The sequence below is a fragment of the Salinibacterium sp. UTAS2018 genome, assembly GCF_004118935.1.
Lineage (GTDB): Bacteria > Actinomycetota > Actinomycetes > Actinomycetales > Microbacteriaceae > Rhodoglobus.
In genome coordinates, this window is sequence record NZ_CP035375.1 from 1,852,665 (window position 1) to 1,879,207 (window position 26,543).

13 protein-coding genes are annotated in these 26,543 nt (G+C 61.3%); all 13 read right to left on the reverse strand.

Translation table 11 applies throughout. From position 1 onward, the window contains the following. Positions 1-98: 98 nt before the first annotated feature. The 13 genes from ESZ53_RS08815 to ESZ53_RS08875 all read right to left on the reverse strand — a co-directional run bounded on the left by ESZ53_RS08815 (position 99) and on the right by ESZ53_RS08875 (position 26,414). Positions 99-950, reverse strand: a complete 852-nt coding sequence (locus tag ESZ53_RS08815; protein ID WP_129072484.1) for an ABC transporter permease — start codon at positions 948-950, stop codon at positions 99-101. Beyond that, positions 947-1,840: an ABC transporter ATP-binding protein gene (locus tag ESZ53_RS08820; protein WP_129072485.1), complete on the reverse strand. Its 894-nt coding sequence runs from the start codon at positions 1,838-1,840 to the stop codon at positions 947-949. Before ESZ53_RS08820 ends, ESZ53_RS08815 begins: the two co-directional genes overlap by 4 nt. After that, positions 1,837-2,790, reverse strand: a complete 954-nt coding sequence (locus tag ESZ53_RS08825) for an ABC transporter permease (protein WP_129072486.1) — start codon at positions 2,788-2,790, stop codon at positions 1,837-1,839. Before ESZ53_RS08825 ends, ESZ53_RS08820 begins: the two co-directional genes overlap by 4 nt. Positions 2,791-2,794: 4 nt before the next feature. Continuing rightward, positions 2,795-3,811 (reverse strand): TIGR03842 family LLM class F420-dependent oxidoreductase, encoded by a 1,017-nt coding sequence (locus tag ESZ53_RS08830; RefSeq protein ID WP_129072487.1) that lies wholly within the window; start codon positions 3,809-3,811, stop codon positions 2,795-2,797. Between the two features lie 82 nt (positions 3,812-3,893). Next, positions 3,894-5,357, reverse strand: a complete 1,464-nt coding sequence (hydA, locus tag ESZ53_RS08835) for a dihydropyrimidinase (protein ID WP_129072488.1) — start codon at positions 5,355-5,357, stop codon at positions 3,894-3,896. Positions 5,358-5,430: 73 nt separating this feature from the next. Further along, on the reverse strand, positions 5,431-6,276 hold the full coding sequence (locus tag ESZ53_RS08840) for a nitrilase-related carbon-nitrogen hydrolase (protein ID WP_129072489.1): 846 nt from the start codon (positions 6,274-6,276) through the stop codon (positions 5,431-5,433). A gap of 241 nt (positions 6,277-6,517) precedes the next feature. After that, the gene (locus tag ESZ53_RS08845) at positions 6,518-7,300 is read right to left on the reverse strand and encodes a YqjF family protein (RefSeq protein WP_129072490.1); all 783 of its coding nucleotides are present in this window, start codon (positions 7,298-7,300) and stop codon (positions 6,518-6,520) included. A 49-nt stretch (positions 7,301-7,349) separates the two neighbouring features. Further along, complete coding sequence (locus tag ESZ53_RS08850) at positions 7,350-7,784, reverse strand: heat shock protein transcriptional repressor HspR (RefSeq protein ID WP_129072491.1); 435 nt, start codon at positions 7,782-7,784, stop codon at positions 7,350-7,352. A 5-nt stretch (positions 7,785-7,789) separates the two neighbouring features. Continuing rightward, on the reverse strand, positions 7,790-8,788 hold the full coding sequence (locus tag ESZ53_RS08855) for a DnaJ C-terminal domain-containing protein (RefSeq protein ID WP_129072492.1): 999 nt from the start codon (positions 8,786-8,788) through the stop codon (positions 7,790-7,792). An 18-nt stretch (positions 8,789-8,806) separates the two neighbouring features. Further along, positions 8,807-9,457 carry a nucleotide exchange factor GrpE gene (locus ESZ53_RS08860; protein ID WP_246837271.1) on the reverse strand — a complete coding sequence of 217 codons (651 nt, stop codon included), beginning with the start codon at positions 9,455-9,457 and terminating at the stop codon, positions 8,807-8,809. Then, positions 9,457-11,325 (reverse strand): molecular chaperone DnaK, encoded by a 1,869-nt coding sequence (gene dnaK, locus ESZ53_RS08865; protein WP_129072493.1) that lies wholly within the window; start codon positions 11,323-11,325, stop codon positions 9,457-9,459. Before dnaK ends, ESZ53_RS08860 begins: the two co-directional genes overlap by 1 nt. 214 nt (positions 11,326-11,539) lie before the next feature. Then, entirely contained in the window at positions 11,540-18,817 is a 7,278-nt protein-coding gene (locus tag ESZ53_RS08870; RefSeq protein ID WP_168187214.1) for an SdrD B-like domain-containing protein, read from the reverse strand. 328 nt (positions 18,818-19,145) lie between these two features. Further along, positions 19,146-26,414 carry an SdrD B-like domain-containing protein gene (locus tag ESZ53_RS08875; protein WP_129072495.1) on the reverse strand — a complete coding sequence of 2,423 codons (7,269 nt, stop codon included), beginning with the start codon at positions 26,412-26,414 and terminating at the stop codon, positions 19,146-19,148. Between the last annotated feature and the right edge of the window lie 129 nt (positions 26,415-26,543).

Genomic DNA, 26,543 nt, shown 5'->3' on the forward strand with positions numbered 1-26,543 from the left:
TCACGGTGCAAGTGGATACTGCGGGTACTGCTGTGTTGCGGTACTGCTGTACTGCGGGTGGAGCGGTTATCTCCCCTTCTTTTCTCTGCGGGGCGTTGTCATCGGGAGCCCCCGGTCGGAACGCGACGCAGCACAAGTCGTTCGAGTGCGAGCGTCGCAAGATAAAAGAGCAGCCCCAGACCAATGGATGCCACGACATACGCCCAAGCGCGGCCATACGCGCTTGAGGCTGCCGAGGTTGCAATCAGGCTGCCAAGACCGCCGCGTGGCCCGCCGAAGTATTCCGCGACGAGGGCGGAGATCACGGCGAGCGAGGAGGCGATCCGGATGCCGGTCAAGATGAACGGACGAGCGGTGGGCAACGTGAGCTTCATCAGCATCTGCCCGGAGTTCGTCGCGTAGGCCTTCATCAGGTCGCGGTGCACGGGCTTCGTCTGGCGGAACCCCCGCAGCGTATTGATGAAGATCGGCACGAACGAGGCAATGGCCGCAATTGCTTGACGGCCAAACTGGCTGTCGGCTCCGAACATCGAGTTGAGCACGGGTGCAAGCGCAACGATCGGTACGACGGCGAGCGCCGCCACGATCGGAGCGCTCATCTGATCGGCAATGCGCCAGCGAGCGGCAACCGCGGCGAAAACGATTCCCACGAGCGAGCCGACCAGCAGGCCGAGCAGGCTGTTGGTGCCGGTGAGGGCGGTGGCCGAAACGACGGAAGGCCAGAACTCCACGAGCTCCGTCACGATCGAGATCGGGCTGGGAAGCAGGTAATCCGAAACGCCACCGACGGTCACGAGCAGTTGCCAGATCACGAGCACGATCAGCCCGAAGCTGATCGGTGCCACGATGCGCAGCGTCGCTTCCGTGCGCGGGGTCCAGCCTTTCGAGCGGCGCGCGCCAACGCCGCGACCGACGATCGCGTTCGCCGTAGTGCTGGTATCCGCACTCATCGGGTGTCCACTCCCCGCGCTGTTCCCGCTCCGTCGCCGGCCGAGTGGTCCGCGCCGCCGTGCAGCGCTTCCCGCACTTCGGTGACCATTTCGAAGAAGGAGGATGCTTCGCGCAGGTCGTCGTCGCGTTCTTCGCGGCCCTCGGCGGCATCCAGTCGCATTTCGACGATCTGGCTGATGCGACCCGGTCGCGGCGACATGACGACAACGCGGTCCGAGAGAAAGACGGCCTCGGGAATCGAGTGCGTCACGAACACGACGGCGGCACCGGTATCGGCGGCGATGCGCACGAGGTCGGTCTGCATCTTCTCGCGAGTCATCTCGTCGAGCGCACCGAAGGGCTCATCCATCAGCAGCAGTCGCGGCTGTTCAGCGAGCGAGCGCGCAATGGCGACGCGCTGCTGCATGCCGCCCGAGAGCTGATCGGGAAAGCGGTCGGCAAACTCGGTGAGGCCCACCATGTCGAGAAGATCCGCGACGCGAGTGCGACGAGCAGCGGCTGCGACGCCGTGCAGTTCGAGCGGAAGCGCCACGTTTGCCGCGACCGAGCGCCACGGCAAAAGCCCGGCCTGCTGAAACGCGATGCCGTAATCCTGATCGAGGCGAGCCTGAGTGGCCGTCTTGCCAAAGACCGTCAGCTCGCCCGAGGTTGGGTCGTCGAGGTCGGCGATCAGGCGCATGAGCGTCGACTTGCCACAGCCCGAGGGACCGATGAGGGAAACGAACTCGCCGGCCTGAACCGTGAGGTCGATGTTCTCGAGCGCGTGCACGATGCCGGTCGCGGTCTGAAACTGCTTGTTCACTCCGCGCACTCGCACGGCAGCGGCATCCGCTGTCATGGTCGCGCCGAGATTGATGGCAGAAGTGGTGGTCGGGATCTGGTCGCTCATGCGGCCTCCTCGGTTCGTCTGTAGTCCTTGAGAATCACGCCGAGCAAGGCGACCGAACCGGCCGCGACAAGCCCGAGAACGATCGCGCCGAAGATGGGGCCCCACGCCTTCGAGGGGTCACCCGATGCTTGACCGGCGAATTGAATAAGTAGGCGACCGATGCCGCCCTGAAGTCCCGTTGACACTTCGGCCACGACCGCACCGATCACGGCGTTGGCCGCGCCGAGGCGAAGTGCCGGCAGAAGATAGGGAACGGATGCCGGCAGTCGCAAGCGCAGCAGCGTCGGCCAGTAGCCCGAAGCGTAGGTCTCGAATAGCTCGACGTGGATGCGGTCCGGAGACTGCAGCCCCTTGAGCGCGCCGACCGTGATCGGGAAGAACGCGAGGTAGCTCGCGATGAGCGCGACCGACATCCAGTCTTGCCACTCGAACGAACCGATTTCGACGCGCGAGCCCCAGCTCTTCACCACGGGGGCGAAGGCGATGAGGGGCACGGTCTGGCTGATGACGATCCACGGCAGCAGCCCGAACTCGGCCAGACGCCAGCGCTGCATGAGCAGCGCGAAGGCGATGCCCACGATCACTCCCACAGCCCACCCCGCTGCGGCGATGCCGAGCGTGGTGAGGGCAGCAAGGGCAACGACGGCCCAGAGCGGGAGCGCACCATCGGCGCGCGTGACCGGCTCGGCCAACCGCACCATCATGTCCCAGAGGTGCGGCATGGCCAGGTCGGTCGTGCGCGGAAGAACGCGGAGTTCACCAATCAGCACGCCGTTGTCGGGGCCGAAGAACTTGTAGCCCTCCCAGAGCAGCGCGATGAGCACTACGCCGGCGATGCCCCAGCCGAAGCCGCCGAGCAGCCGAGCGCGCGCGGGGTTAGCCAGCGCACCCGGCGAACTCGCGGGGCGGACGGCAACCTCCCCACGCTTATCGTTTTGGGTTGCCGTCATCGGGTTAGGCCTTCGCCGTCACTGTTTCGGTGAGAGCCGGAATAACCGTCTCGCCGTAGACGCGCAGCGTCTCCTCTTTGTTGTCGTGCTGCAGGTAGCCAGCGAACTGGTGGACCCCCAGCTCGCGCAGCTTCTCGAGCTTCTCGATGTGCTGCTCGGCGGTGCCCATGAGGCAGAACCGGTCAACGATCTCGTCGGGCACGAAGTCGGCGTGAGTGTTACCCGCCTGACCGTGCTGGTTGTAGTCGTAGCCTTCACGCTTCTCGATGTAGTCGGTGAGAGCCTTCGGCACGTCACCGTCACTGCCGTACTTTTTGACGATGTCGGCGACGTGGTTTCCCACCATTCCCCCGAACCAGCGGCACTGGTCGCGCATGTGCTCCCAGTCATCACCGATGTACATCGGGGCGGCAACACAGAACTTGATCGACATCGGGTCGCGCCCGACAGCCTCAGCGGCGTCGCGCACCTTCTTGATCATCCAGGCAGCAATGTCGAGGTCGGCAAGCTGCAGGATGAAGCCGTCGCCGACCTCACCGGTGAGCTTGAGCGCGAGGGGGCCATAGGCCGCGACCCACATCTCGAGCTCGGAACCCTTGCTCCACGGCAGCTGCAACTGGGCGCCGCCATATTCGACCGAACGCGAGTTGGCGAGTTCACGGATGACGTGAATCGACTCGCGAAGATCCTTCAGCGTCGTGGGCTTGCCGTTGGTCACGCGCACAGCCGAGTCGCCGCGGCCAATGCCACACACGGTGCGGTTGCCGTACATCTCGTTGAGCGTGGCATAGGTAGATGCCGTGACGGTCCAGTCGCGGGTGGCCGGGTTCGTGACCATCGGACCGACTTTAATTTTGCGGGTCTCGGCCAGAATCTGGCTGTAGATCACATAGGGCTCTTGCCACAGAATGTGGGAATCGAACGTCCAGACGTAGTCAAAGCCATGCGCCTCTGCAAGCTTCGCTAGTTGGACCGTGCGTGCCGACGGCGGGTTGGTCTGAAGTACTGCTCCGAATTCCATGGTGCTCCTGGTTCGTGGTGGAAGGTAGGCCAAGGCAGCATCCGCTGGCCTGAGCCACTCGGATGCTGCCTGCGAGCCTGATTTAGGTGAGGTACTGGGTGAGGCCACGCTTCATGAAGCGGCCGTCACCCTTCGAACCGAGGTACTGATCGTCGTGAACAATGACCTTGCCACGGGAGAGAACGGTGTCGACGTGGCCGTCGATCTCGAAACCCTCCCAGGCAGCGTGGTCCATGTTCATGTGGTGCTTTTTGCCGGTGGGGTTACCGTTCTCATCAATCGGCATACCGATCGAGGTGTGCCCGTTGGGGTCGTACACCACGATGTCGGCGTCGGCACCGGGCTGGATGACGCCCTTACGGCCATAGATTCCGAACATACGAGCGGGGGTAGTGCTCGTCAGTTCAACCCAGCGTTCGAGAGTGATTTCTCCCGTGACAACGCCCTGGTACATGAGGTCCATCCGGTGTTCGACCGAACCGATGCCGTTAGGGATTTTGCGGAAGTCCGCGAGGCCCAGCTCTTTTTGGTCCTTCATGCAGAACGGGCAGTGGTCGGTCGAGACCATCTGCACATCGTTCGTACGCAGCGACTGCCACATGGCATCCTGATGTCCCTCTTCGCGCGAGCGAATCGGAGTCGAGCACACCCACTTGGCGCCTTCGAAATGACCGTATTGCTCGCTCTGAGCACCGAGTTGTTCCTCGAGGCTCAGGTAGAGGTACTGCGGGCAGGTTTCGGCGAACACGTTCTGGCCACGGTCACGAGCGCCGGCGATCTGTTCGACCGCCTGCTTCGCGCTGACGTGAACGATGTACAGGGGAGCACCGGTGAGCTTCGCGAGCATGATCGCTCGGTGCGTCGCTTCTTCTTCCATCTCCCAGGCACGAGCGACACCGTGATAGTACGGGTCAGTCTTGCCCTGCTCCACGAGCTGTTCGGCGAGAACGTCGATAACCGGGCCGTTCTCGGCGTGCATCATCGTCATGAGACCGGTGTCGCGTGACACCTGCATGGCCTTGAGAATCTGCGCGTCATCCGAATAGAAAACGCCCGGGTACGCCATGAACATCTTGAAGCTCGAGATTCCTTCGTCGGGCAGCTTGGCCATGGCCTTGAGCGACTCGGGCGTGACGTCGCCGACGATCTGGTGAAAGCCGTAGTCGATCGCGCAGTTGCCGCCAGCCTTGCCGTGCCACGCAGCGAGAGAATCCTCAATGCGCTCGCCAAAGGTCTGCACCGCAAAGTCGATGATCGAGGTCGTGCCGCCCCACGCCGCAGCGCGAGTGCCCGTCTCGAAGGTATCGATTGCCGCGGTGCCGCCGAAGGGCAGCTCCATGTGCGTGTGCGCGTCGATGCCGCCGGGAATGACGTACTTTCCCGTGGCATCAATAACGGTGTCGACGGATGCCGCAACATCCGTTCCAAACAGGGTGCTGCCTGGTGACAGCACTGCCTTGATTACTTCGCCGTCGATCAGGACGTCAGCGGGGGCGCGCCCCGTTGAACTGACGACCGTACCGCCGGAAATGAGAGTGGTGGCCATGATTCGCTCCTCTGCGATGTCGTGTGCCTACTGTTCCCCAGGCGCCAAGACAACCTAGGGCTGACGTGGTGGCTTACTTAGGGATCGACAGGTAGGCGTCGGGGCGACGGTCGCGGTAGAACTGCCAGTCATCGCGCATCTCCTGCACGAGGTCCATGTCGAGGTCACGAATCATGATCTCTTCATCGGTGCCCGAGCCACGCTCGCCGACGAAGTTTCCGCGGGGGTCGATGACCTGGCTGGTGCCGTAGAAGTCAACGGCTTCGTCGCCGTACTCGTTGTCTTCGAGGCCGACACGGTTGGGCTGGAGAACGAAGTAGCCGTTGGCCACTGCTGCTGCGGGGCCTTCGACCTCCCAGAGACGGTTGGAAAGTCCGGGCTTAGTGGCGTTCGGGTTGAACACGATCTCGGCACCGTTGAGGCCGAGCTCACGCCATCCCTCGGGGAAGTGGCGGTCGTAACAAATGTGAACGCCGACCTTGCCGACGGCGGTGTTGAACATCGGGAAGCCCAAGTTGCCGGGGGTGAAGTAGAACTTCTCCCAGAACTTGTCGAGGTGCGGGATGTGGTGCTTGCGGTACGAACCGAGGTTGGTGCCGTCCGAGTCGACGACAACGGCGGTGTTGTAATAAACACCGGTCATCGCTTCTTCGTAGATCGGCAGAATCATGACCATGTCGAGCTCTTTAGCCAGGGCCTGGAACCGCGTGACGATCGGGCCATCAACCGGCTCGGCGTAGCGGTAATACTTCTTGTCCTGGGTGATCCCGAAATACGGGCCGTAGAAGAGCTCTTGGAAGCAGATGATCTGAGCGCCTTGCGCTTTGGCATCCCGGGCGAATTGCTCGTGCTTGTCGAGCATTGACTCCTTATCGCCTGTCCAAGTGGTCTGAGTGATTGCTGCGCGAACTGTCGTCATGGTGCCTCCTGCGTTATTCGGCGTCGTTGCCTGTGGCGATTAACCAAGCAAATGATGCGCGAACGGGAACTTTCCCCGTGCGTTCATTCTCCGGGTCAATCGTTTCAATCGTGTTGTGCCTATATGACGTTGTGGTTACTCATCATGGCCCCGACCGACCCAAGAGGCAATGCTCATTTGTGCTGGTGAGACCATATTGCACAAAATTGTCTATACAAGGTAGGCATATTGCTCTCAGAACCTAAGAAGAACGCTGAGATGTCCACACTGGCCGCGATTGCGGCATTCGAATCTGGAGCGGCCGCTGAAGTGCCGCAAACACCGTCGTAACATCGCTGGCGTAGAGAACGGAGTCGGGGGCGCGGTCTGCTAGCCCCTCGAACCCTGCTGCGGCAAGCAGGCCATCATCGAGGTAGACCAATTCGGCCGGCTGCAGAGGCCAGGGCTCGTGGTGGTTGCGAGCGTAGATCGTGCGTCCACGGTGAGTTTCGTGAAACGCCCAGCGCGCGGTGAGAAAGGTGGCCTCGGGGTCGGCCGCGAGTGAGACGCTGGCCGCCTGGTCGTCGATCGGTCGCACAATGATGTGGGATGCCGCATCCGGCTGGCCATGCCGCCGAGTTTTGTAGGCAATCTGCCCGTCACGCTGCCCGATCTTCATCGAGGCCCACTGGTAGGGCAAGCCAAAAGCGACCCTCGCGGTGAGAACGGGAATCAGGTGCGAGGCCTCGAGCGAGAGAAACACGACGCCACGCCGCCCCTTCTCGTCGACAGAGTAGAGCCGCACATTCACTTCGGGAAAGTCGCCTAGCCACGGGATGCGGGGGCCGCCGAAGAATGAGCTTTGTGACATCTGAAACGCGATGAGCCCTACCCAGGAGCTGCCGTTGAGGGTGTCGGGGCGACAGCCTTCGGGCATGAAAGGTGCCACCACGGCGGGGTCGACTTTCCAGTGCAGAAAGGAGACTTCACTCCAGCGCTGCCGCAGAATTGCGCGCGTGCCGAGGGGCGGTGCTTCGCGGAACATCACATCTCCCACCGTAGTGGCGAGTGCTGAGGGTGTGCCGCGCCCATCATCAGCGCGGAAGCTGGTTATCGCGGCGCACGAAGGGGCGCCACAGCACGACTTGGTCGGTGCGTTCAGCGCGGGTTCCTGCCCGCAGCGAGATCACTTCGCCGGCTTGACCCGCCGCAAACACGCGGCGGCCCGGGCGAGAGAGCATCTCATCAGCGAGCGCCGCTTCAAGTTCGCGCACGCGAGCCGTGAGCCCCGTGACCTGGTTTTCAAGGTCGAGAATTCTTTTGATGCCTTCGAGGTTGAGGCCCTCGGCGCTGAGCGCCGCGATCTCACGCAACTGCATCACGTCGTGCATGGAGTAACGCCGCGACCGACCGCTGGTTCTCGTGGGAGACACGAGACCCAGACGGTCGTACTGTCGCAGCGTCTGCGGATGCATTCCCGCCAGCTCCGCCGCAACGGCGATCGCAAACGCGGGAGTTAGCTCATCCATAGTTCTTAGCTCCTGGCTCGGGCAATCAGGTCGTCCCGCGGGTTCTCTGCGGGCATCGCGTCAGCAAAGGCTTCGAGGTGCTTGAGTGCAGCATCCGGAAGGTGGCTTGGCACCGCCACTTGCACTTCGGCAAGCAGATCTCCGGTCGCTTTTGCTGTCGCTACTCCGCGGCCCTTGACCCGCAGTACTCGCCCGCTCGGGGTTCCCGGTGCAACCTTCAGTTTCACCGGAGCACCGCCGAGCGTGGGCACCTCGATCGTGGCACCGCGTACGGCCTCCACAAACGTGATTGGCACCACAACACGAATGTTGTTGCCGTCACGTTCGAATACTGGATGCTTGCGCACGGTCACCGTCAATACGAGGTCGCCAGCCGGGCCACCATTCGGGCTCGGCTCGCCTTTGCCCTTGAGGCGGATCTTCTGACCGTCGCTGACTCCCGCAGGAACCTTGACGTTCATCGGTCGCCCGCCCGCCGGCTGGAGCTTGATTGTTTCGCCGTTGATCGCAGTCGCGAAGTCGAGCGTCGTGTTCGCGGCTAGATCGCGACCCTTAGCGGGGCCGCCCCGAAAGCCGGGACCGCCGCCGGGGCCAGCCTGACCGCCGAACATGCCACCGAGGAGGTCTTCGAAGCTTGCGCCCGATTGCCCTCCGCCGTAGCTCTGACCGCCGCCATAACTTTGGCCACCGCCACCGAACATGCCACCAAAGACATCTTCGAAGCCGCCAGCCTGACCGCCTTGGCCGCCCGCTTGAAAGCGAGCGCCCGAGCCCATGGCACGAACCTGATCGTATTCTTTGCGCGTCTCGGGATCAGAGAGCACGGAGTGCGCTTCGCTGATCTCTTTGAAGCGCGCTTCAGCTTTCGGATCTCCCGGGTTCGAATCCGGGTGGAATTGACGCGCGAGTTTGCGATAGGTCTTCTTTAGCTCGGCCTCAGAAATGTCTTTCGACACCCCGAGCACCTTGTAAAAGTCCTTATCGAACCAATCTTGGCTAGCCACTACACGCCACCCCCGGCCCTAGTCAGCGGGGCCAGAGACAGCAACCTTCGCGGCACGCACTACGCGCTCACCAAGAATGTAGCCCGGCTCGATGACATCAGCGATCGTGTTCTGCGTTGCCTCGGGGTCGTTCAAGTGAACAACGGCCTCGTGAAAAGCGGGGTCAAAGGCTTCGCCCTTTTCGCCGATCTTGCGCAGGCCAAACCGCTCAAAGCTCGCGTTGATCTTCTGAGCAACGAGCGCGATGGGGGTTCCCTCCCTGATGTCGCCGTGCTTGTCAGCACGATCGAGGTCATCAAGCGCGGGCAACATCGAACGAACGACGTCGGCGATTACAGCTTCGCGGTTCGACACCCGATCCCGCTCAACGCGGGTACGGAAGTTCACCAACTCAGCTTGCGCACGCATCATCTGATCACGCATCTCGGCAACGAGGTCCCGGCTTGCTTCGTCGAGAAGACGCTGGTCTTCTTCGCTCAGCTCGTCGGGGGCCTTATCGGCGCCCGCGGCAGCGTCCTCAGCAGAGGAGGGCTGCCCCTCGGCTGCCGCAGATTCCTCTGCGGCAGCCGAGTCAGACGCACTCACGTTGCCGGTCTCCGAATCACTCTGACTTGCGTCATTGATCACCGGATCCTGGTTCTCGTCGTGGTCGCGATTCTTGGGAGACATTACTTCTTGTCCGTGTCAGCTTCGTCTTCGTCAACAACTTCAGCGTCAACGATGTCTTCGTCTGAGCTCTCACCAGCGGGTGCGTCGTCGCCTTCTGCAGCGGCCTCAGGGTTTTCTTCCTGGTGCTTGTAGATTGCTTCGCCGATCTTCTGCTGGCTTTCGGTGAGCTTGTCGAAGGCGGTCTTTACAGCCGCTTCGTCATCGCTAGCGAGTGCCGAGTTGAGCGCGTCGACGTCGGCCTGAACCTCGGTCTTGACGTCTTCTGGCAGCTTCTCAGCGTTGTCGGTGATGAGCTTTCCGGTTGAGTACGCGAGCTGCTCAGCGTTGTTGCGAACCTCAGCGGCCTCACGGCGTGCCTTGTCTTCTGCAGCGTGCTCTTCGCCCTCGCGGACCATGCGCTCAATGTCATCCTTCGACAGGCTTGAACCGCCGGTGATAACCATCGACTGCTCCTTGCCGGTGCCCTTGTCCTTGGCGGACACGTGCACGATGCCGTTGGCGTCGATGTCGAAAGTAACTTCAACCTGCGGGATGCCACGAGGCGCCGGCGCGATGCCGGTGAGCTCGAACGTTCCGAGGTTCTTGTTGTCGCGAGTGAACTCACGCTCACCCTGGAAGACCTGGATGGAGACGGAAGGCTGGTTGTCATCCGCCGTGGTGAAGGTTTCGCTTCGCTTGGTGGGGATAGCCGTGTTGCGGTCGATGAGCTTGGTCATCATTCCGCCCTTGGTCTCGATACCGAGGCTCAACGGGGTGACGTCGATGAGCAGAACGTCCTTGCGCTCGCCCTTCAAGACACCAGCCTGAAGTGCGGCACCAACGGCGACGACCTCATCGGGGTTAACGCCCTTGTTGGGCTCCTTGCCACCCGTGAGCTTCTTGACGAGCTCAACAACAGCGGGCATACGGGTCGATCCACCCACGAGAACAACGTGCGATACGTCGGCAAGCTTGACGCCGGCCTCCTTGATGACATCGTTGAAGGGCTTCGCTACCCGTGCGAGCAGGTCGGCGGTCAGTTCTTCGAACTTGGCGCGCGAGAGGCTCTCGTCGAGGTTGGCAGGGCCGTTCTCGGTGAGCGAGAGGTACGGAAGCTGGATGCTCGTCGACATCTGCGACGACAGCTCCTTCTTGGCCTGCTCAGCAGCTTCCTTGAGGCGCTGCTTAGCGATCTTGTCGCCCGAGACGTCGACACCGGTCGAGTCCTTGAAGCGCTGGATCAGGTAGTCAACGACACGGGCATCCCAGTCGTCTCCACCGAGGCGGTTGTCACCCGAGGTCGACTTGACCTGAATGGTCGAGAAGTCGTCGTCCTTGCCCACTTCGAGCAGCGAAACGTCGAACGTTCCACCACCGAGGTCGAAGACCAGAATGAGTTCGTCTTCCTTGCCCTTGTCGAGGCCGTACGCGAGTGCTGCAGCGGTGGGCTCGTTGATGATGCGCAGAACGTTGAGGCCCGCGATCTCACCGGCTTCCTTCGTTGCTTGGCGCTCAGCGTCGTTGAAGTACGCGGGAACGGTGATTACTGCGTCAGTGACGTCTTCACCCAGGTACTGCTCGGCGTCGCGCTTGAGCTTGGCAAGCGTGCGAGCGGAGATCTCCTGCGGGGTGTACTTCTTGTCGTCAATGGCAACGGTCCAGTCAGTACCGATGTGGCGCTTGACGGATGCGATGGTGCGGTCAACGTTAGTGACGGCCTGACGCTTGGCGGTTTCACCGACGAGGACTTCGCCATCCTTGGTGAATGCGACGACGGATGGCGTGGTGCGCATTCCTTCGGCGTTTGCGATGACGGTGGGTTCTCCACCTTCGAGAACGGAAACTACGGAGTTCGTGGTTCCGAGGTCAATACCTACTGCTCGAGCCATGTGCTCTTACTCCTTTAAGCGTTGGGTTGTGCGAACTTGAGTCGCGCTGTATCAAGTTTGCTCCTCCCCGCACCGAGAGTCAAGCCGGGTAGCTGAAAGTTGAGTGGGAGTGACTCAAGGTACTGCTCCGAGCACCACGACGAAAGGCGCGATGAGTACACCGGGCCCGACGCCCGGTGCGCTCATCGCGCCTTCTCGCTTGCTGCTGTTGTTGCTACTTCTCGATAGCGAGGAGTTGCTTACCTTCGCCGCGCACCCGACGTGACGGCAGCAGGAACAGCAATCCACTCAACAAGAGCAATCCAGCAAGCAGGCCTCCCATGGCAATGTTCGAACCCGTGAAGGCGAGCATCACAGTGGTGAGTCCCTGGATGACCGAGCGCTCGCCAAAGGCGGGCAGCTCGACCGTTGAAGTAGTACCCGTGGAGGGGCGGTATTCAGCATCGACCGACGCAAGGTCGACAGCGGCTGTGTACGTTCCGGCCGGAAGGTTCGTGAGTTCCCACGCACCCTTCTCGTCGGTGATCACGGTGATCGTTACCGGACCGTTCGGGCCTTCCCAGACCACGTTGACGGTCGCGTTAGCGATTCCCTTATCTCCACTGTCGCGAACGCCGTTGCCGTTCGGGTCATCGAACACCACGCCATTGAGCGTTGCGCTACCGATAACGACGAAGTCAACGTCGAGCAGCGTCTCCCCCGAGATCAACGTTGCCGTTGTCTCGAAGAGCACATCGCCGTCAAGGTCAGAGCTTGGCACGAAGCCTTCGGTCAACGTCGTGGGGTCGTACGAGACCTTCACGTCGCCAGCCGGCAGCCCCTCAACGAGGTAGTTGCCATTCTCATCCGTGGTCGTGGTGATGATGATGTCGTCGTCGCTGCCGAAGATTCCGTCAGCGCCGGGGCTCGTCACTGTCAGCACGATTCCGGAGAGACCGGGCTCGTTCTCGCCCTGCACGCCGTCGTTGTCGACATCGAGCCAGACCAGGTCGCCGACTCCCGCGTCGCCGCGGTAACCGAAGTCCTGAACGAGGTTCGCTTCAGCGCCAGCCAGGGTGAGCTGCGACGTGTTGTCGTCGCCCGAATCCGGGTCAGCGGTTGCCGTGAGACCGGCAGGCAGGTTGGCGAGTTCAACCGTGAAGAGTCCCGAGGGGAGATCTTCGAAGAGGTACTTGCCGTTCGCATCGGTCGTCGTGGTCGAGACCACGTCGTCGTCAGTGCCCAATTCGCCATCGAGGCCAGCCCAGGTGAGCGTGACGTCGACTTCGGCGATTCCTGACTCGGAGTCATCCACAATGCCGTCACCGTTCTGGTCAAGCCACACGGTGTCGCCGATCGAGCCAGTACCGACGTAACCGAAGTCGATGTTGTCGAGGTCGGTCGCTGCCGGCAGAGCCACAGCGGTCGTCGAGTTGGGGCCGACAGTCGATGCCGTCGTCGCGGCGGTGGGCTGGTTAGGGCCAGCATCCGCATCGAAGGTAGCGGTGACGCCGGTCGGCAACGTGTCGGTGTTCACCGTCACGGAGTAGTCGCCCTCAGGCAGTCCGCCGAAGAGGTACTTGCCGTTGGAGTCGGTGGTCTTCACGAAGGTGACATCGTCATCGCCGCCGGCCACGCCATCCGGTCCAAACCAGACGAGCGTAACTTCAGCACCGGGCAGGCCAGGCTCGCCGTTGTTCTGCGTGCCGTCCTTGTCGAGGTCGAGCCAGACGGTGTCTGAAATGCTCGAGTCGCCAACGTAGCCGAAGTCCTGCTCAAGGTTCGAACCCTCCAAGACAATTTCAGACTTCTGGTCGGGGTTCGTGGTGAGGCTGTCGCTGTCCCAGGTCGGGAAGAAGCCAGCAGGAACGCCGCCCACTACCTCGATGATGTAGCTGCCATCAGGAATCTCGGTGACAGTCCAGTCGCCGTCGGCATCAGTGGTCGCCGTGAAGATGAGGTCGCCAGCAGCGTCCTCTCCCCCCAGAACACCATCGGTGCCGAGGTAGGTGACGCGGATGTCGACGTTGGGGATGCCCGGCTCGCCGTCGTCTTGAACGCCGTCGCTGTTGAGATCCCACCACACGCGGTCTCCGATAACGGAGGTCACGTCGTAGCCGAAGTCGACATCGTCAATCTTCTGGCCTGCAGTGAGCGTGACCGGGGTCACAGAATCCTTGTCGCCGTCACGGTCGTAGCTCGCAACTGCGGCATCCGGAAGCCCGCCCGTTACTGCGACCGAGTAGTCACCCGGCAGCAGGTTCGGGAAGAGGTACTTGCCGTCAGCGTCGGTCGTGGTCGTGAAGACCGCGTCGTCGCCGCCGCCCAGTTCGCCGTCAGCACCGAGCCAAGCCAGCTCGACAGTGGCGCCGTAGATTCCGGGCTCGGTGTCGTCTTGCTTGCCGTCGCCATTGCGGTCGAGCCACACGAAGTCACCGATCGAACCGGTTCCGGCGTAGCCGAAGTCCTGCTCCTCGTTGTCTTCGCCGGCGGTCAGCGTGAGCGTCGAAGTTGCGTCAACGACATCATCGGGGTCGGAGACCACGGTGAAGCCGGTCGGCAGCTTCGAGACGGTAACGGAGTAGGGCCCTGCGGGAAGCAGGCCTACCGTGTAGGCGCCTTCGGCATCCGTCGTCGTCGTGTAGGTGATGTTGTCACCCGTCGTCGAGAGGTCGCCATCGAGGCCACCGAAGACAACAGTCACGGTTGCACCCGGCAGGCCAGGCTCGTTGGAATCCTGAACGCCGTCCTTGTTCTGATCGAACCAGACGTAGTCACCGATCGAGCCGGTTCCGGTGTAACCGAAGTCGACGTCGCGCTTCTCAGCATCGGCGGCGAGAGAGCCTTGCCAGACGCCGTTCGGCACGTCGATGCCATTGTCGAGGTCGAACGTCGGAGTCATTCCCGCAGGAAGCGTCGTGGCATCCACCGTCACCCGGTATTGCCCGCCCGGCAGATTGGAGACGAGGTAGCCGCCCGTGGCGTTAGTAACTGCCGAGAACGTCTCGTTGTCGCCAGTTGTCGCAAAGTTGCCATCGGGGCCAGCCCAGATCACGTCGACGGTGACTCCGGCGATGCCAGGTTCAGCCGTCACACCGGCAGCCGCAGCATTCTGTGTTCCGTCGTTGTTGATGTCGAACCAGATGACGTCTCCCAGCGATGCAACATCGAGGGTGACGCGAACGGTGTCGTCGGTGACGTCGGTGTACTTCTTGAAGTCATCGGCGACAGTGCGCTTGGCCTTGGGAACACCGAAGTATTCCGTGACGTCTGCGGTGTTGGCGACGACAGGCTTTTCGAGTGTCGACGTGCTGAGCAGCGGCATGGCTGCCGTGTACGTGATCGTGACTGAGCCGTCCACGGGGATTTCCGCGATCGTCCACTCAAGGCTTCCGGCAGCAACCGGGCTAGACACAGCCGGGCTGATGCCAGAGATCGTGGTGCGGATGTCAGGGGTGTCGGTGACCACTACGTCGTACGCGGGCGACGTGCCCGTGTTGCGCACGACGATCGTGTACTTGAGTTCCTGGCCTGGCTTGGCTCGGCGAGCATCGCTGTCGCCGTCTTGGCCCTCAACGGCCTTGTCGATCGTGATCTTCGGCTCAACGGCCTTGGCGTCAGCGCTTGATGCTGGGCCGGAGGTGTCGAACGAGGTCGGGACACTCGTGGGCTCGTCGTCGACCTTGCTCTCGAAGTTCCAGCGCGGGATAGCGGTGTTGCGAAGCACATCACCGTCTTCAGCTGCCGTCGTGACCACTCCGGTGTACTTCAGAGTCACAGTGCGGTCAGCGGTAGCTGCGACGATGTCACCGAGAAAATAGCCGATCTGGCGATCCGTTGCCGCCGGAGTGACGCCGATAACGGAGTCCTTCAGCGCGGGCAGTCCCACACACTCTTCGCCGGCTTGATCGCAGGTAGCGCTCGTGAAGGAACCGAATCGTACGTCGGTCGGCATGCTGTCGATGATCGTGGTGTCGTACGCGACGACATCCTTCGGGATAGTCACGACGACGGTGTAGTCGATGACTTCACCAATGGTGCGCGTTGACGGCGTGGCGGTCTTGACCAAACTGATGGCGGGCGCCTGCAGCGTGACCTTCGCGGTCGCCTTGTAGCCAGTCTTGCCGGAGGTCGAGGTGCGCTCTCCCGTGGCGGTTCCCGCGAGCGAGGTCGTTGTAGCGACAACGGTGTTGGTGAGCGCTGAATTGCTCACCAAGGGGTTGACGACCTTGGCGTTGTACGTGAGCGTGATGGACGCACCGCGTTTGATGTCACCCAGCGTGAAGACGACCTCCCGATCTGATTCGTTCCACACGCCGTACGTTCCGACGGCATCGCCGTCGTCAAGCGGCTCTCCAGCTGCATCGACGAGCTCAATAGTGTCAGGGATCTTGTCGACCGCAACGGTGTCGTGCGCTGTCGACACATTTGGAGCACTGTTGTTGCTGACCTTCACCGTGTAAGTGACGGGCTGCCCGGGTTCAACGATGCCGTCGGGGTCGTTGCTCTTCTTCGTCACCGCAATGCGGGGTTCAACGATGAGCGTGCTGACTTCATTGCTGGAGACGGAAGTTGCTTGCGTTCCGTTTGCGTGTTCCCACGCGAAGATGGCCGAATTTTTGACCGTGTTCGACATCGAGGGACCACTGGCGTCAAGAACGCGAGCCGTGATCGTGATCGTGATCGTGTCGTCGCCGCTGTCGGGCAGGTTCTCGTACGGCGTCGGCAGCGCGACCGTCACTAGCTGGTTAGCGCCCACCGTTGCGGTTCCGTTGGTCACCCCGTCGTCGTTCCGAAGAACGTAAGTCGGGGTGCCGATGAGCAACAGTCGCGCATCCACCTTGTCAGTGATGATTGCCTTGTTGTACACGCTCGAACCCTGCGGAATCGTCGTGGTCACCGTGTACGTGATGAGCTCGCCGATGGTGGCTTCCGCCGCCAGGTTGTCGGCATAGACGACCGACGTGGTGGCGCTCTTGACGATGGTTGGGTCGGGGATGCTTACCGTCGCGACATCCTTCGCTTCGTCGCTGTTAGCGAGCTTTTCTACCGTCGGGTCGATGTTCTTGACCGGGTAATAGTCGGCGGGGGTTCCCGTGTTGGCTTCGCCTTGGTAGGTGCGTACGCCGGCGGTGTTCGTGTAGTCGAAGCCCGCGGACGCATTTGCCGGGATCGTGAGGTTGTAGCTGAGGGTTGCGCTTTCGTCTTCCGCGAGATCATCAATCGTCCAGGTGATGATTCCGGCCTCGCACTCGCCGCCAGCGAGTGAGCTGGCGACAACGTCGCTGCAGGCCAAGCCTGAAGGCAGTCTGTCCCACACCTCGACCTTGGCGGCATCCTGCCCACCATCGTTAGTGACGACGATTTCATACGTGACAACTTCGGTGGCCTGGAGGGTCACTTTGTTGCTCGGCGCACCGGTCACGGCTTCGCCGTCGACCTTTGTGATTCCCTTCGTGAGAGCAACGATGGGCTTCTCGACGATAGTGTCCGCGGCATCACGTAGCTGGAAGACATCGCCAGCCGTGTTCTTGTACGTCATCTTCATGAGGTTCGACGTGATGTCGCCATCGGTGATGGCGGCGGGGTCGGTGATCTCGGCGGTGACCAGCACCTGGAATGTGGTTCCCTTGTCGACGTTTCCGACGTTCCAGGTGAGCAGGCGTGAGGGGTCCTCGGGGTCTACCTCGACGAATGTCGAATCGACATCATTGAGCGCAGTTTCGGCGTAGCTAACAAAAGTGAAACCAGCGGGCAGAAAGTCATTTACGACGTTGTCGAGGGTGTCGAGCTTGCCGGGGAATTCCACGGTCAGTTCGTAGCAAACCCAATCGCCCGGGTGGAAGACGCCCGCAGCTTGCTTGTCCTTGAAGTCGAGACCGTCGATGGTGTCGCAGGCACCATCCATCTGGGCAACAGGCTCAGCAACTTTCTTCGTGAGCGTGATGCCCTTGGCTTCTTGGCTGGCGCTTGAGGTATCGAGAATCTCGATCTCTGAGGTCTCGATACCGTCTTCACCAATGATGGTGGTGGCTGTCGCCAGCTCGACGGTGTTCGTCCAAGAGTCGTTCGAGCTCACCGGGCGCTCTACCCCGCCAGTACCCTTGACGCGGTATGCCGGGAGCGCGGTTGTGACGAGGGTGATCTCTCCGCTGTCGGATGCCTCGGCGAATGCCGCAGCATCCCACGACACCGTGATCGTTCCGTCGTCGTTGTAGGTGGGGCCGGAGTCCGGCGCGGGTGTGCTGCTGGTGAATTCGAGCCCGTCGGGGATCGTATCGATGATCAGAATTTTTCCGGTCTCGAGGGCGTATTCGGACGACTGGTAGTTGAGCGTCCAGGTGCTCACCGCACCCTGCGTGATTTCCGAGTCGCTTACAGTTTTCTGAATCGAGACATCTTCGGCGTAAACGGTATCGGTGTCGTCGTCGCTGTAGCTTTTTCCGTCACCGGAGTAGGTGCCGTCGGTGACGGCGTAGTTGGTGAGTGGCTGCTCGTCGTACGTGACGTCACCCATGTTGTTGTCGAGGTTCGCGGTAGCTTCTCCGTCGAAGGCAACGTTCTCGCGCAGGGGGATGCCGGCGGCGTAACGGATGGTGATGATGCCATCGGTAGCGAGCTGGCCGTCAATCGTCCAGACAACCTTCGTGTACACGTCTTCAGGGAGGGGACCATCGCCGTCGGGGTCGACGACCACGGTGCTGGTGACGGGGGAGAAGTTTCCGCAGTTGTCGTTGGTCACAGCGCTCGGGAAGTTGACGATGCGCCCGGAGCCCTCATAATCTTCGGTGTCGTCTGAGCTGTTGTCAGCGGCGGAGCATCCGAGAAATTCAAGGCCAGCCGGAAGGAAGTCGGTGACAGTGAAGTCAGAGCTGGGGTTGACGCCGTTATTGGTGACAGTGAGTTCGTAGACCGTCTGGTGGTCGTGCACGCCGCGCAGCAGTTCGTCTTCGGGGCTGTTCAGCTCCGTCTTCTCAAGGATGAAGGGAACGAGTTTGGTGCTCGACTCTGCCGAACCACCCACCGTGCGCGATGACTCAACGACGTCGCCGTCTTTGTCGAACTTCACCAGCGCGCGCGCGTTGGTGTTGGCAAGCGCTTCAGCAACGCCTGGCAAGGTGTCGCCGACCACGTAGGGAGGCGTGTCGTAACTGAATGAGTAGGTGAGCGAAACAACGGCGCCCGACGAGAGGTCGGCAACGTTGTTCCAGATGAGCTTCGTGGCGCCACCGTCGAGAGCGATCATCTCGGGTGCGCCGTAGATGGAGTTCGTCACCAACGTTGCCCCCGCAGGCAAGATGTCGGTGAACGTGAGGTTGTACGCGTTGGTGCCGGAGGTCTGCTGGGCAGTGAGCGTCACGGAGACATCATCGCCGTACAACGTAGCTGCGGTCACCTCACGGTCGACGCTGACGGCGATGTCCGCTTCAGCGGCCGTCGCGATCGTCGCGGGAACAGTGATACTCGCCGCCATCAGGGCAGCAACGAGCAATGGGCGCAGCAAAAACTTCACGGGTAAGACCTTCGGGATTGGCCTCCGACCTACCAAATTATCGGGTGTAGGTCGCAAGCAACTCGGGTGTTCTCGGGTATGTAGCGCTGCAGTCGAGTCCCCCATAGAGAGGACCCAGTTGTAACACTGCTACCCAAGGTACGCGACACCCGATGATCCCTGCAGCCCTAGTAAGCGGGTGAAATGGGTTGTCTATGTCCCCCGAAAAGTCCCCCAAACCGCTGACTCCTGAAAAAACAGCGGTTAACAGGCCCACCCATGACACAAACGCGGCGAGAGTGCAGGCAACTAGCCCCGCACTCTCGCCGCGCTCAGGCGCGAATTTGTACTACTTACCTGTCGTTAGCGCAGCCACTGCAGGCGCCGTGGCAGTGCCCGCTCGCCGACGCGGGCGAGTGAGCGCGAACCCCAGCAGCAGAAGCAGAACCGCGAGCCCGCCTCCGAGAGCAATGTTGGATCCGGTGAACGCCAACATGAGGTTCGTCAGCCCCTGAACGACCGACCGCGAGCCGAACGCCGGCAGCTCGACCGTTGATGAGGTTCCGGTCGACGGACGGTAGTCCGAACTCACCGAGCTCAGATCGACCGTTGCGGTGTAGGTTCCCGCCGGCAGATTCGTGAGAACCCACGCGCCGTCGGCGTCAGTGACCACGGTGATAGTGACGGGACCGTTTGGCCCGGCCCACACCACATCAACCGTGGCGTTCGGGATGCCCAACTCGCCCGTGTCGCGAACTCCGTCACCATCAGCATCATCGAACACAGCACCGATCAAGGTGGCACTTCCGATGACGATGAAGTCGACATCGAGCAGAGTCTCTCCGGAGACCAACGTTGCCGTTGTGTCGAAGAAGTCGCCACCATCAAGATCAGCGCTGGGCACGTATCCCTCGGGGAGCGTCGTGGGATCGTACGAGACCTGCACTTCTCCGGCCGGCAGCCCCTCTTCGAGGTAGTTGCCGTTCTCATCTGTTGTCGTCGTAATGACGATGTCATCAGCCGTGCCGAACACTCCATCGGTGCCGGGGCTGGTGATGGTGATCACGATTCCCGGAAGGCCGGGCTCGTTCGCACCCTGAACGCCATCATTGTCGACGTCGAGCCAGAGCAGATCGCCTACTCCCGCGTCGCCGGCGTAACCGAAGTCCTGCTCCAGGTTGGCTTCGCCCGCCGAAAGCACCAGCTGCGACGCATCATCGTCGCCACCATCGGGATCGGCGGTCGCTGCCACTCCAGCAGGCAAGTTCGTCAGCTCCACCGTGAAGGTTCCTGTCGGAAGGTGCTCGAAGAGGTAGTTGCCACTCGCATCCGTCGTTGTCGTGAACACAACGTCGTCGGGGGTACCGAGCAGACCGTCGAGGCCAGCCCACGTCAGCGTCACCCCAACCTCGGGGATTCCCACTTCGTCAGCGTCAACGACGCCGTCACTGTTCTGGTCGAGCCACACCGTGTCACCGAGCGAACCAGTCGCGGCGTAACCGAAGTCGATGGTGTCGAGATCGGTGTCAGCCGGCAGCGATACTGCCGTAGTCGAGTTCGCTGCGACTCCTGAAGCTGGCGTGCCCGGCGTGGGCGTGTTCGTGCCAGCATCCGCGTCGAACGATGGGAGAAGTCCCGCCGGCAGCGTTGCTGTGTCTACCGTCACCGAGTAGTTGCCCTCAGGAAGACCGCCGAAGAAATACTCTCCGTTGTCGTCGGTGGTTTCGACGAACGTCACGTCATCGCCACCGCCAGCAACGCCGTCTGCGCCAAACCAGACCAGAGTCACGTCGACACCGGCAAGACCTGGCTCACCGGCATCCTGCACACCGTCGTTATTCAGATCGAGCCATACGAGATCTGAAATGCTCGAGTCGCCGTTGTAGCCGAAGTCCTGGTTGAGGTCGGAGGCGTCGAGGGTGGTCTGCGATTGGCCGCCTAATCCTTCGGTTGCCGCATCGTCGTCATAGGTTTGAGCGAATCCCGAAGGGATTCCCGCCGTTACCTCCACGAGGTACTCGCCGTCAGGAATGTTGATGATGATCCAGTCACCATCAGCATCGGTCTGAGCTGTGTACACGACGTCGGTGTTGGTGCCAGTTCCGCCCGCGACGCCGTCGGCACCGAAGTAGGTGACACTGATGTCGACGTTTCCGAGGCCAGGCTCTCCCACGTTCTGAACACCGTCAGAGTTACGGTCCCACCACACACGGTCTCCAATTACAGAGTCTGCGAAGTAACCGAAGTCAACGCTCGTCACCGCATCTCCAACAGAGATAGAGACCGGAGTCTGCGAGTTGTTGTTTCCGTCGCTGTCGAAGCTGTTGACAACACCGTCAGGCAACCCGCCCAAAACCTCGACCGAGTAGTCACCCGGAAGCAAGTTGGGGAAGGTGTAGGCGCCCAGCGCATCCGTGGTCGTGAGGAACACGCCGTCGTCGCCGTTGCCTTCAATGCCGTCGTTACCGAACCACGTCAACTGCAGTTGAGCGCCGTTGATGCCGCGCTCGGTGGGGTCTTGAACACCATCGTTATCGCGGTCGAGCCACACGTAGTCACCGATGGATGCGGTGCCGTTGTATCCGAAGTCCTGATCAGTACGGTCCTCGCCGGCTGTCAATGCGGTTGTCGACGTTTCGCTCGTTCCCCCATTGGGGTCAGAAACGACGGCGTATCCGGCGGGCAGGTCGCTCACCGTGACGGAGTAGGGACCAGCGGGCAAATTGTTGACCGTGTAGTTTCCGTCGGCATCCGTGGTGGTCGTGATGGTTGCGTTGTCTGCGGTCGTTGCGAGGTCGCCATCCTGCCCGCCGAAGACGACCGTGACAGTCGCATCGGGAAGGCCTGGCTCATTCGAATCTTGGATGCCATCCGAGTTCTGATCGAACCAGATGTAGTCGCCGATGGAGCCGGTACCGGTGTAACCGAAGTCGACATCGCGTTCCTCGCCATTTTCGGCGAGCGCACCCTGCCACACCCCGTTCGGCGTGACCGTGGTGCCATCGAAGTCGTAGCTTGCTGTCATTCCCGCGGGGAGCGTTGCGGCGTCTACCGTGACGCGGTAGATGCCACTGGGCAGGCTTTGTACAAGGTATTCACCTTCGCTGTCGGTGACGGTGTTGTACGTCTTATCGTCGGGAGTGCCGAACGTGCCGTCGGCACCCAATCCGACCACCGTGACACCGACGTTCGCGAGCCCCGGCTCAGTGGGATCTTGCACACCGTCGTTGTTGACGTCGTACCAGATGTAGTTTCCGATCGAGGCGAGATCGAGTTCGATGCTCACCACATCGGCGGTTACATCGTCGTATTCGTTGTAGTCGATCGCGGGATCTCGGTCTGCAGCTGGCACACCGAAGTATCCGGAGATATCCGCGGTATTGACGATCTCTGCACCGGTCAGCACTGCGTCGCTCCCGCTGAGGAGAGGCATCGTCACCGTGTAAGTGATCTCCACAGAATCGCCGACAGCGATGGGGCCTGAGATGCTCCAGCTCAGGGTTCCGTCGGAGGGGTCAGAGTCGGTGTTCGTGACACCGGCCGGGGCTACCGAGGTGAAATCGGTAACGCGGTCATCCGGAGCATCCGTGACAGTGACGTCATAGGCGGGCGCGGTACCCGTGTTGGTCACGATGACCGTGTACTCAAGGGCATCACCGGGCTTGGCGCGGCGAGTGTCGGAGTCGGCCGTCTGATCTTCGACAGCCTTGTCAATCGTGAGCGTCGGCTCGACAATCTGCGTGTTCGCGGTCGACGGGGTTCCGTCGTTGGCAAAGTCTGCCGGGGCCGGCACTGTCGTCGGCGTTCCATCGACGAGGTTTTCGTCATTCCAGTACGGACGAACCGTGTTCACGAGCGTGCTGCCATCTGTCGCAGCCGTCGTCACGATGCCGGTGTAGCTGAACGTGATGACACGATCTTCAGCCACAGCCGGGTCGAAGTCACCAATGGAAAAACCAATGGTGCGGTCACTCGTGCTCGGAGCACCAATGAGGTCAACTTCCTCACTGCACGCGGAGCCATCCTGATCGCAGACAGCGTCATCGTTGAAGGCGCCGAACCGCACGTTGGCCGGCATCGTGTCGATGATGGTGACGTCGTCTGCGAGGACGCCCGACGGGATAGTCACGTCGACGGTGTAGGTCACGGCCTCGCCGATCGTGCGCGTCTCCGGAGTTGCCGTCTTGTTGACGCCCACGCCCGGTGTCTGCAGCGTGACAATGCTGGAGTCTTGGTACCCGCCCTCTTCTGTTCCGAGGGCAGATTCTGACGTGCGCTCGTCGGGAACTTCTCCGGCGATCGAAGTGGTGGTCGCATCCGCCGTGTTTACGATGGCGGCACCACCGCGCAAGGGGTTAACGACCTCGACGCTGTAGGTGAAATCGGGGCCTGCGCCCGGCGCGATGCTCGCGACGGTGAAGGTGATCGTGCGCTCGCTTTGATCCCACACTCCGCCGCCGGGGAGCGTCGCATCAGCCGTGACGGGGTCGCCGGTGCCGTTGAGAGGCTGGACCGTATCCGGCAGAGTGTCGACGATGACCGTGTCGTGAGCAGTCGACACATTGGATGCGCTGCTGTTGCGCAGTGCGAGCGTGTATTCGATGACGTCACCCGCTGCGACCATGCCGTCTACGGCATTACTGCTCTTCTGCAGGCTGATGTCCGGCTCCACGATGGTTGTCGTGACGCTGTCGCTCACCCCGGAATCGCTCGAGCCATCAATGTGATCCCACGCGAGGGTGGCGTTATTGGAGACGGCGTCGGCGCGGACAGGGCCGCTGGCATCCAGCACCCGGACGACGATCGTGAGCACGATGAGGTCGTCACCGCTATTGGGCTCGTTTGTGTACGTCGCCCCCAACGGCGCCGTGACGAGTTGGCCGCTTACCGTCGCGTTCTGCGAGGCGCCGCCATCCACCGTAAAGGTGGGGGTTCCCACGATTTCTAGGTCATCGCTGATGATGTCGGTTACCGCAGGGTTTTCGTAAGCGCTTCCGCCCTCAGGAATGGTGGTGGTCACCGTGTAGGTGATGAGTTCGCCGATCGTTGCTTCGGAGGCAGCGTTATTTCCACCCTCGTCGATCGAAGTTGTCGCCGTCTTGACGACGGTGGGACGTTCGACACTAGCGGTCGCCGTGTCGGTCGCCTCATCGCTGTTGGCGTCGTCTTCGAGAGTCGGATCGATATTGTTCTCGGGAACGTAGACCTGCGGGCCACCGTTGTTGGTGTCGCCTTCGTAGTTGCGAACACCGGTGGTGTTGAGGAACACATCGCCCAGCGACGAGTCGTCGGGGGTGATCACGTCGTAGGTCACGGTATAGCTATCACCGGCAGCGACGGGGCCAGGGACAGTCCACTCAATGGAGCGCACGGGTGCCGGAGAACCACAGGCACCGGCGTCGCTGATGTTCTCAATGTCGGAGCATTCCAGAAGCGCGGGCAGGTTATCTCGGATCGAGATGTTCTCGGCCGCTTGGCTTCCGTCGTTGGTCACGGTGATGGAGTAGGTCACGCGATCAGTCGCCTGCACCGTGAGGGTGTCGACGGGCGCGCCGCTGATCGGATTCGTGTTGAGTTCTGTGATGCCTTTGGCCACAGTGACGATCGGCTTTTCGACAAGCGTGTCGGCCTGATCGCGCAGCTGGAACACATCGCCGGCGGTGTTCTCGTACGTCATTTTCATGATGTTCGCGGTAATCGAACCATCAGTGATCGCGGCAGGGTCGCTGATCCGGGCGGAAATAAGAACCTGGAATTCGGCTGAAGCATCGACGTCGCCCACGTTCCAGCTGAGCAGAGGTGAGCCCGCGTCATTGGAGAAGACGATGCCATCGGCTGCCGTCAAGGTGCTGGCCGAGGTGTACTCGAAAGTTTCATACGTAAAACCGGCGGGAAGGAAGTCGGCCACGTTAACTTCGAGAGAGTCGAGAATCCCGGGGAAGTCAACGGTCAATTCGTAGCAAACGAGGTCGCCAGGATGGAACGGGCCAGTGACGGTCTCGCTGAAGGCCAGACCAGATTCAGCCCCACAGGTAGTCGCGATATCCGCAGGCTGGGCGACGCGTTTGTTGATGTCGATGCCCTGCCCCGTTTGGCTGGCGCTTGAGTCATCGACGATAGGGAGAGTTGAAGTGTTCGCTCCGCTGTCGGTGATAATTTCCGCGGTGCCTCCAAGAGTCACGGTATTTACCCACTCGTCGTTGGAACTCACCGGGCCACCACCGTTGCGGTAGTCGGTGCGGGCCTCTGTCGTCACCGTGATCGTTCGAGATTCTGACGCGGCCACAAAACCGGGGAAATCCCACGACAGAGTGATGGTGCCGTCGGCATTCGTCACCGCTGAATCAGCAGCCGGCGCGCTGGACTTGTAGTCAAGGCCATCCGGAATCGTATCGATGATCGTGAAGTTGCTCGTCGAGAGCGCGTACTCGGATGCCTGGAATGTGAGCGACCAGATGCTCGTGTCGCCCTGCTCGATCCCTGGATCGTCAACGGTCTTCTGGAGCGAAACGTCTTCAGCGGTCACCGTTGCGGTGTCGTCATCCGTGTATTCCGTCGTGCCATAGGTGCCAGTAGCGACCGCGTAGTTCGTGAGCTCTTGCTCGTCTGAGGTCAGCGCTCCCGTGTTGTTGTCAAGGTTGGCGGTGGCGTTGCCGGCCGAGGCCTCGTTTTCCCGCAACGGGATTGCAGCAGCGTAAGAAATTTCGAGCGTGTCGCCGGCGGCGATAGTGCCGAGGGAGGTCCACTCCACCTTTGTGTAAACAGCGTCAGGGAGAGGGCCCGCTCCGTCGGGGTCAACAGTCACCGTTGAGGTCGTGGGGACGAAACCGTTGCAATCAACAGCAGCCGGCAACGGGGTGTCGTCGATGCGGCCGGAACCGGTGTACTCCTCGTCGGTTCCCGCAGTGTTGTCTTGGCTGGAGCATCCGAGGAATTCAAGACCCGCAGGCAAGTAGTCGACGATCGAAAAATTGGTGCTGTCATTAACGCTGTTGTTGGTGATTTCGAGGGTGTAGACGGTCTTGTTGTCGTGAACACCACGCAGCAGCTCGCCCTCGGGGCTCGGTTCACTCTTCTCAAGTTCGAAGGGCACCAACGTGGTGGTGGAAGTCGCCGTGTCCCACCCGGTGCGAGTGTCTTCGTCAACCTCGCCGGTTTCAGGATCGAACTCAACGACAATGCGCGGGTTGGAGTTAACAAACGCTTCCGCGTCGTTTGTGAACGTGGCATCCACGTCATAAGTGAGAAGGTCATACGCAAACGAATAGGTCAGCGGCAGCACGATGCCTGCTGAAAGGTCAGCGACGTTGCTCCAAATTACCTTGGTCGTTCCATCCGACAACAGGATCTGTTCGCTCACGGGGTAGGTCGAGTCGGTGAGCGTAGCGCCCACCGGCAGGATGTCAGTGAAAGTCAGGTTGTAGGCGTTGATCGCTGGCACCGATGACTGCTGCACCGAGAGCGTGACCGACACGTCACTGCCATACAGAGTGGAGGCGCTCACCTCGCTCGTGAGCTGCACATCGGGATTGCCCGCCGCGGTCGCAACGGCGGCGGGAACAGTGATGCTCGCCACCACAAGGGCTACGGCGAGCAGAGAGTGCGTAAAAAACTTCACAGGTGTGGCCTTAAATCGCGGGTGAGGCGGTCGGATCGGGTCAGCGAATGAAAAGAGACCATTCGGGAGACATCGAAGACAGGTATACGTATACGTCTACGTCTCTGAAAGTACCCCGATTTGTCCCCC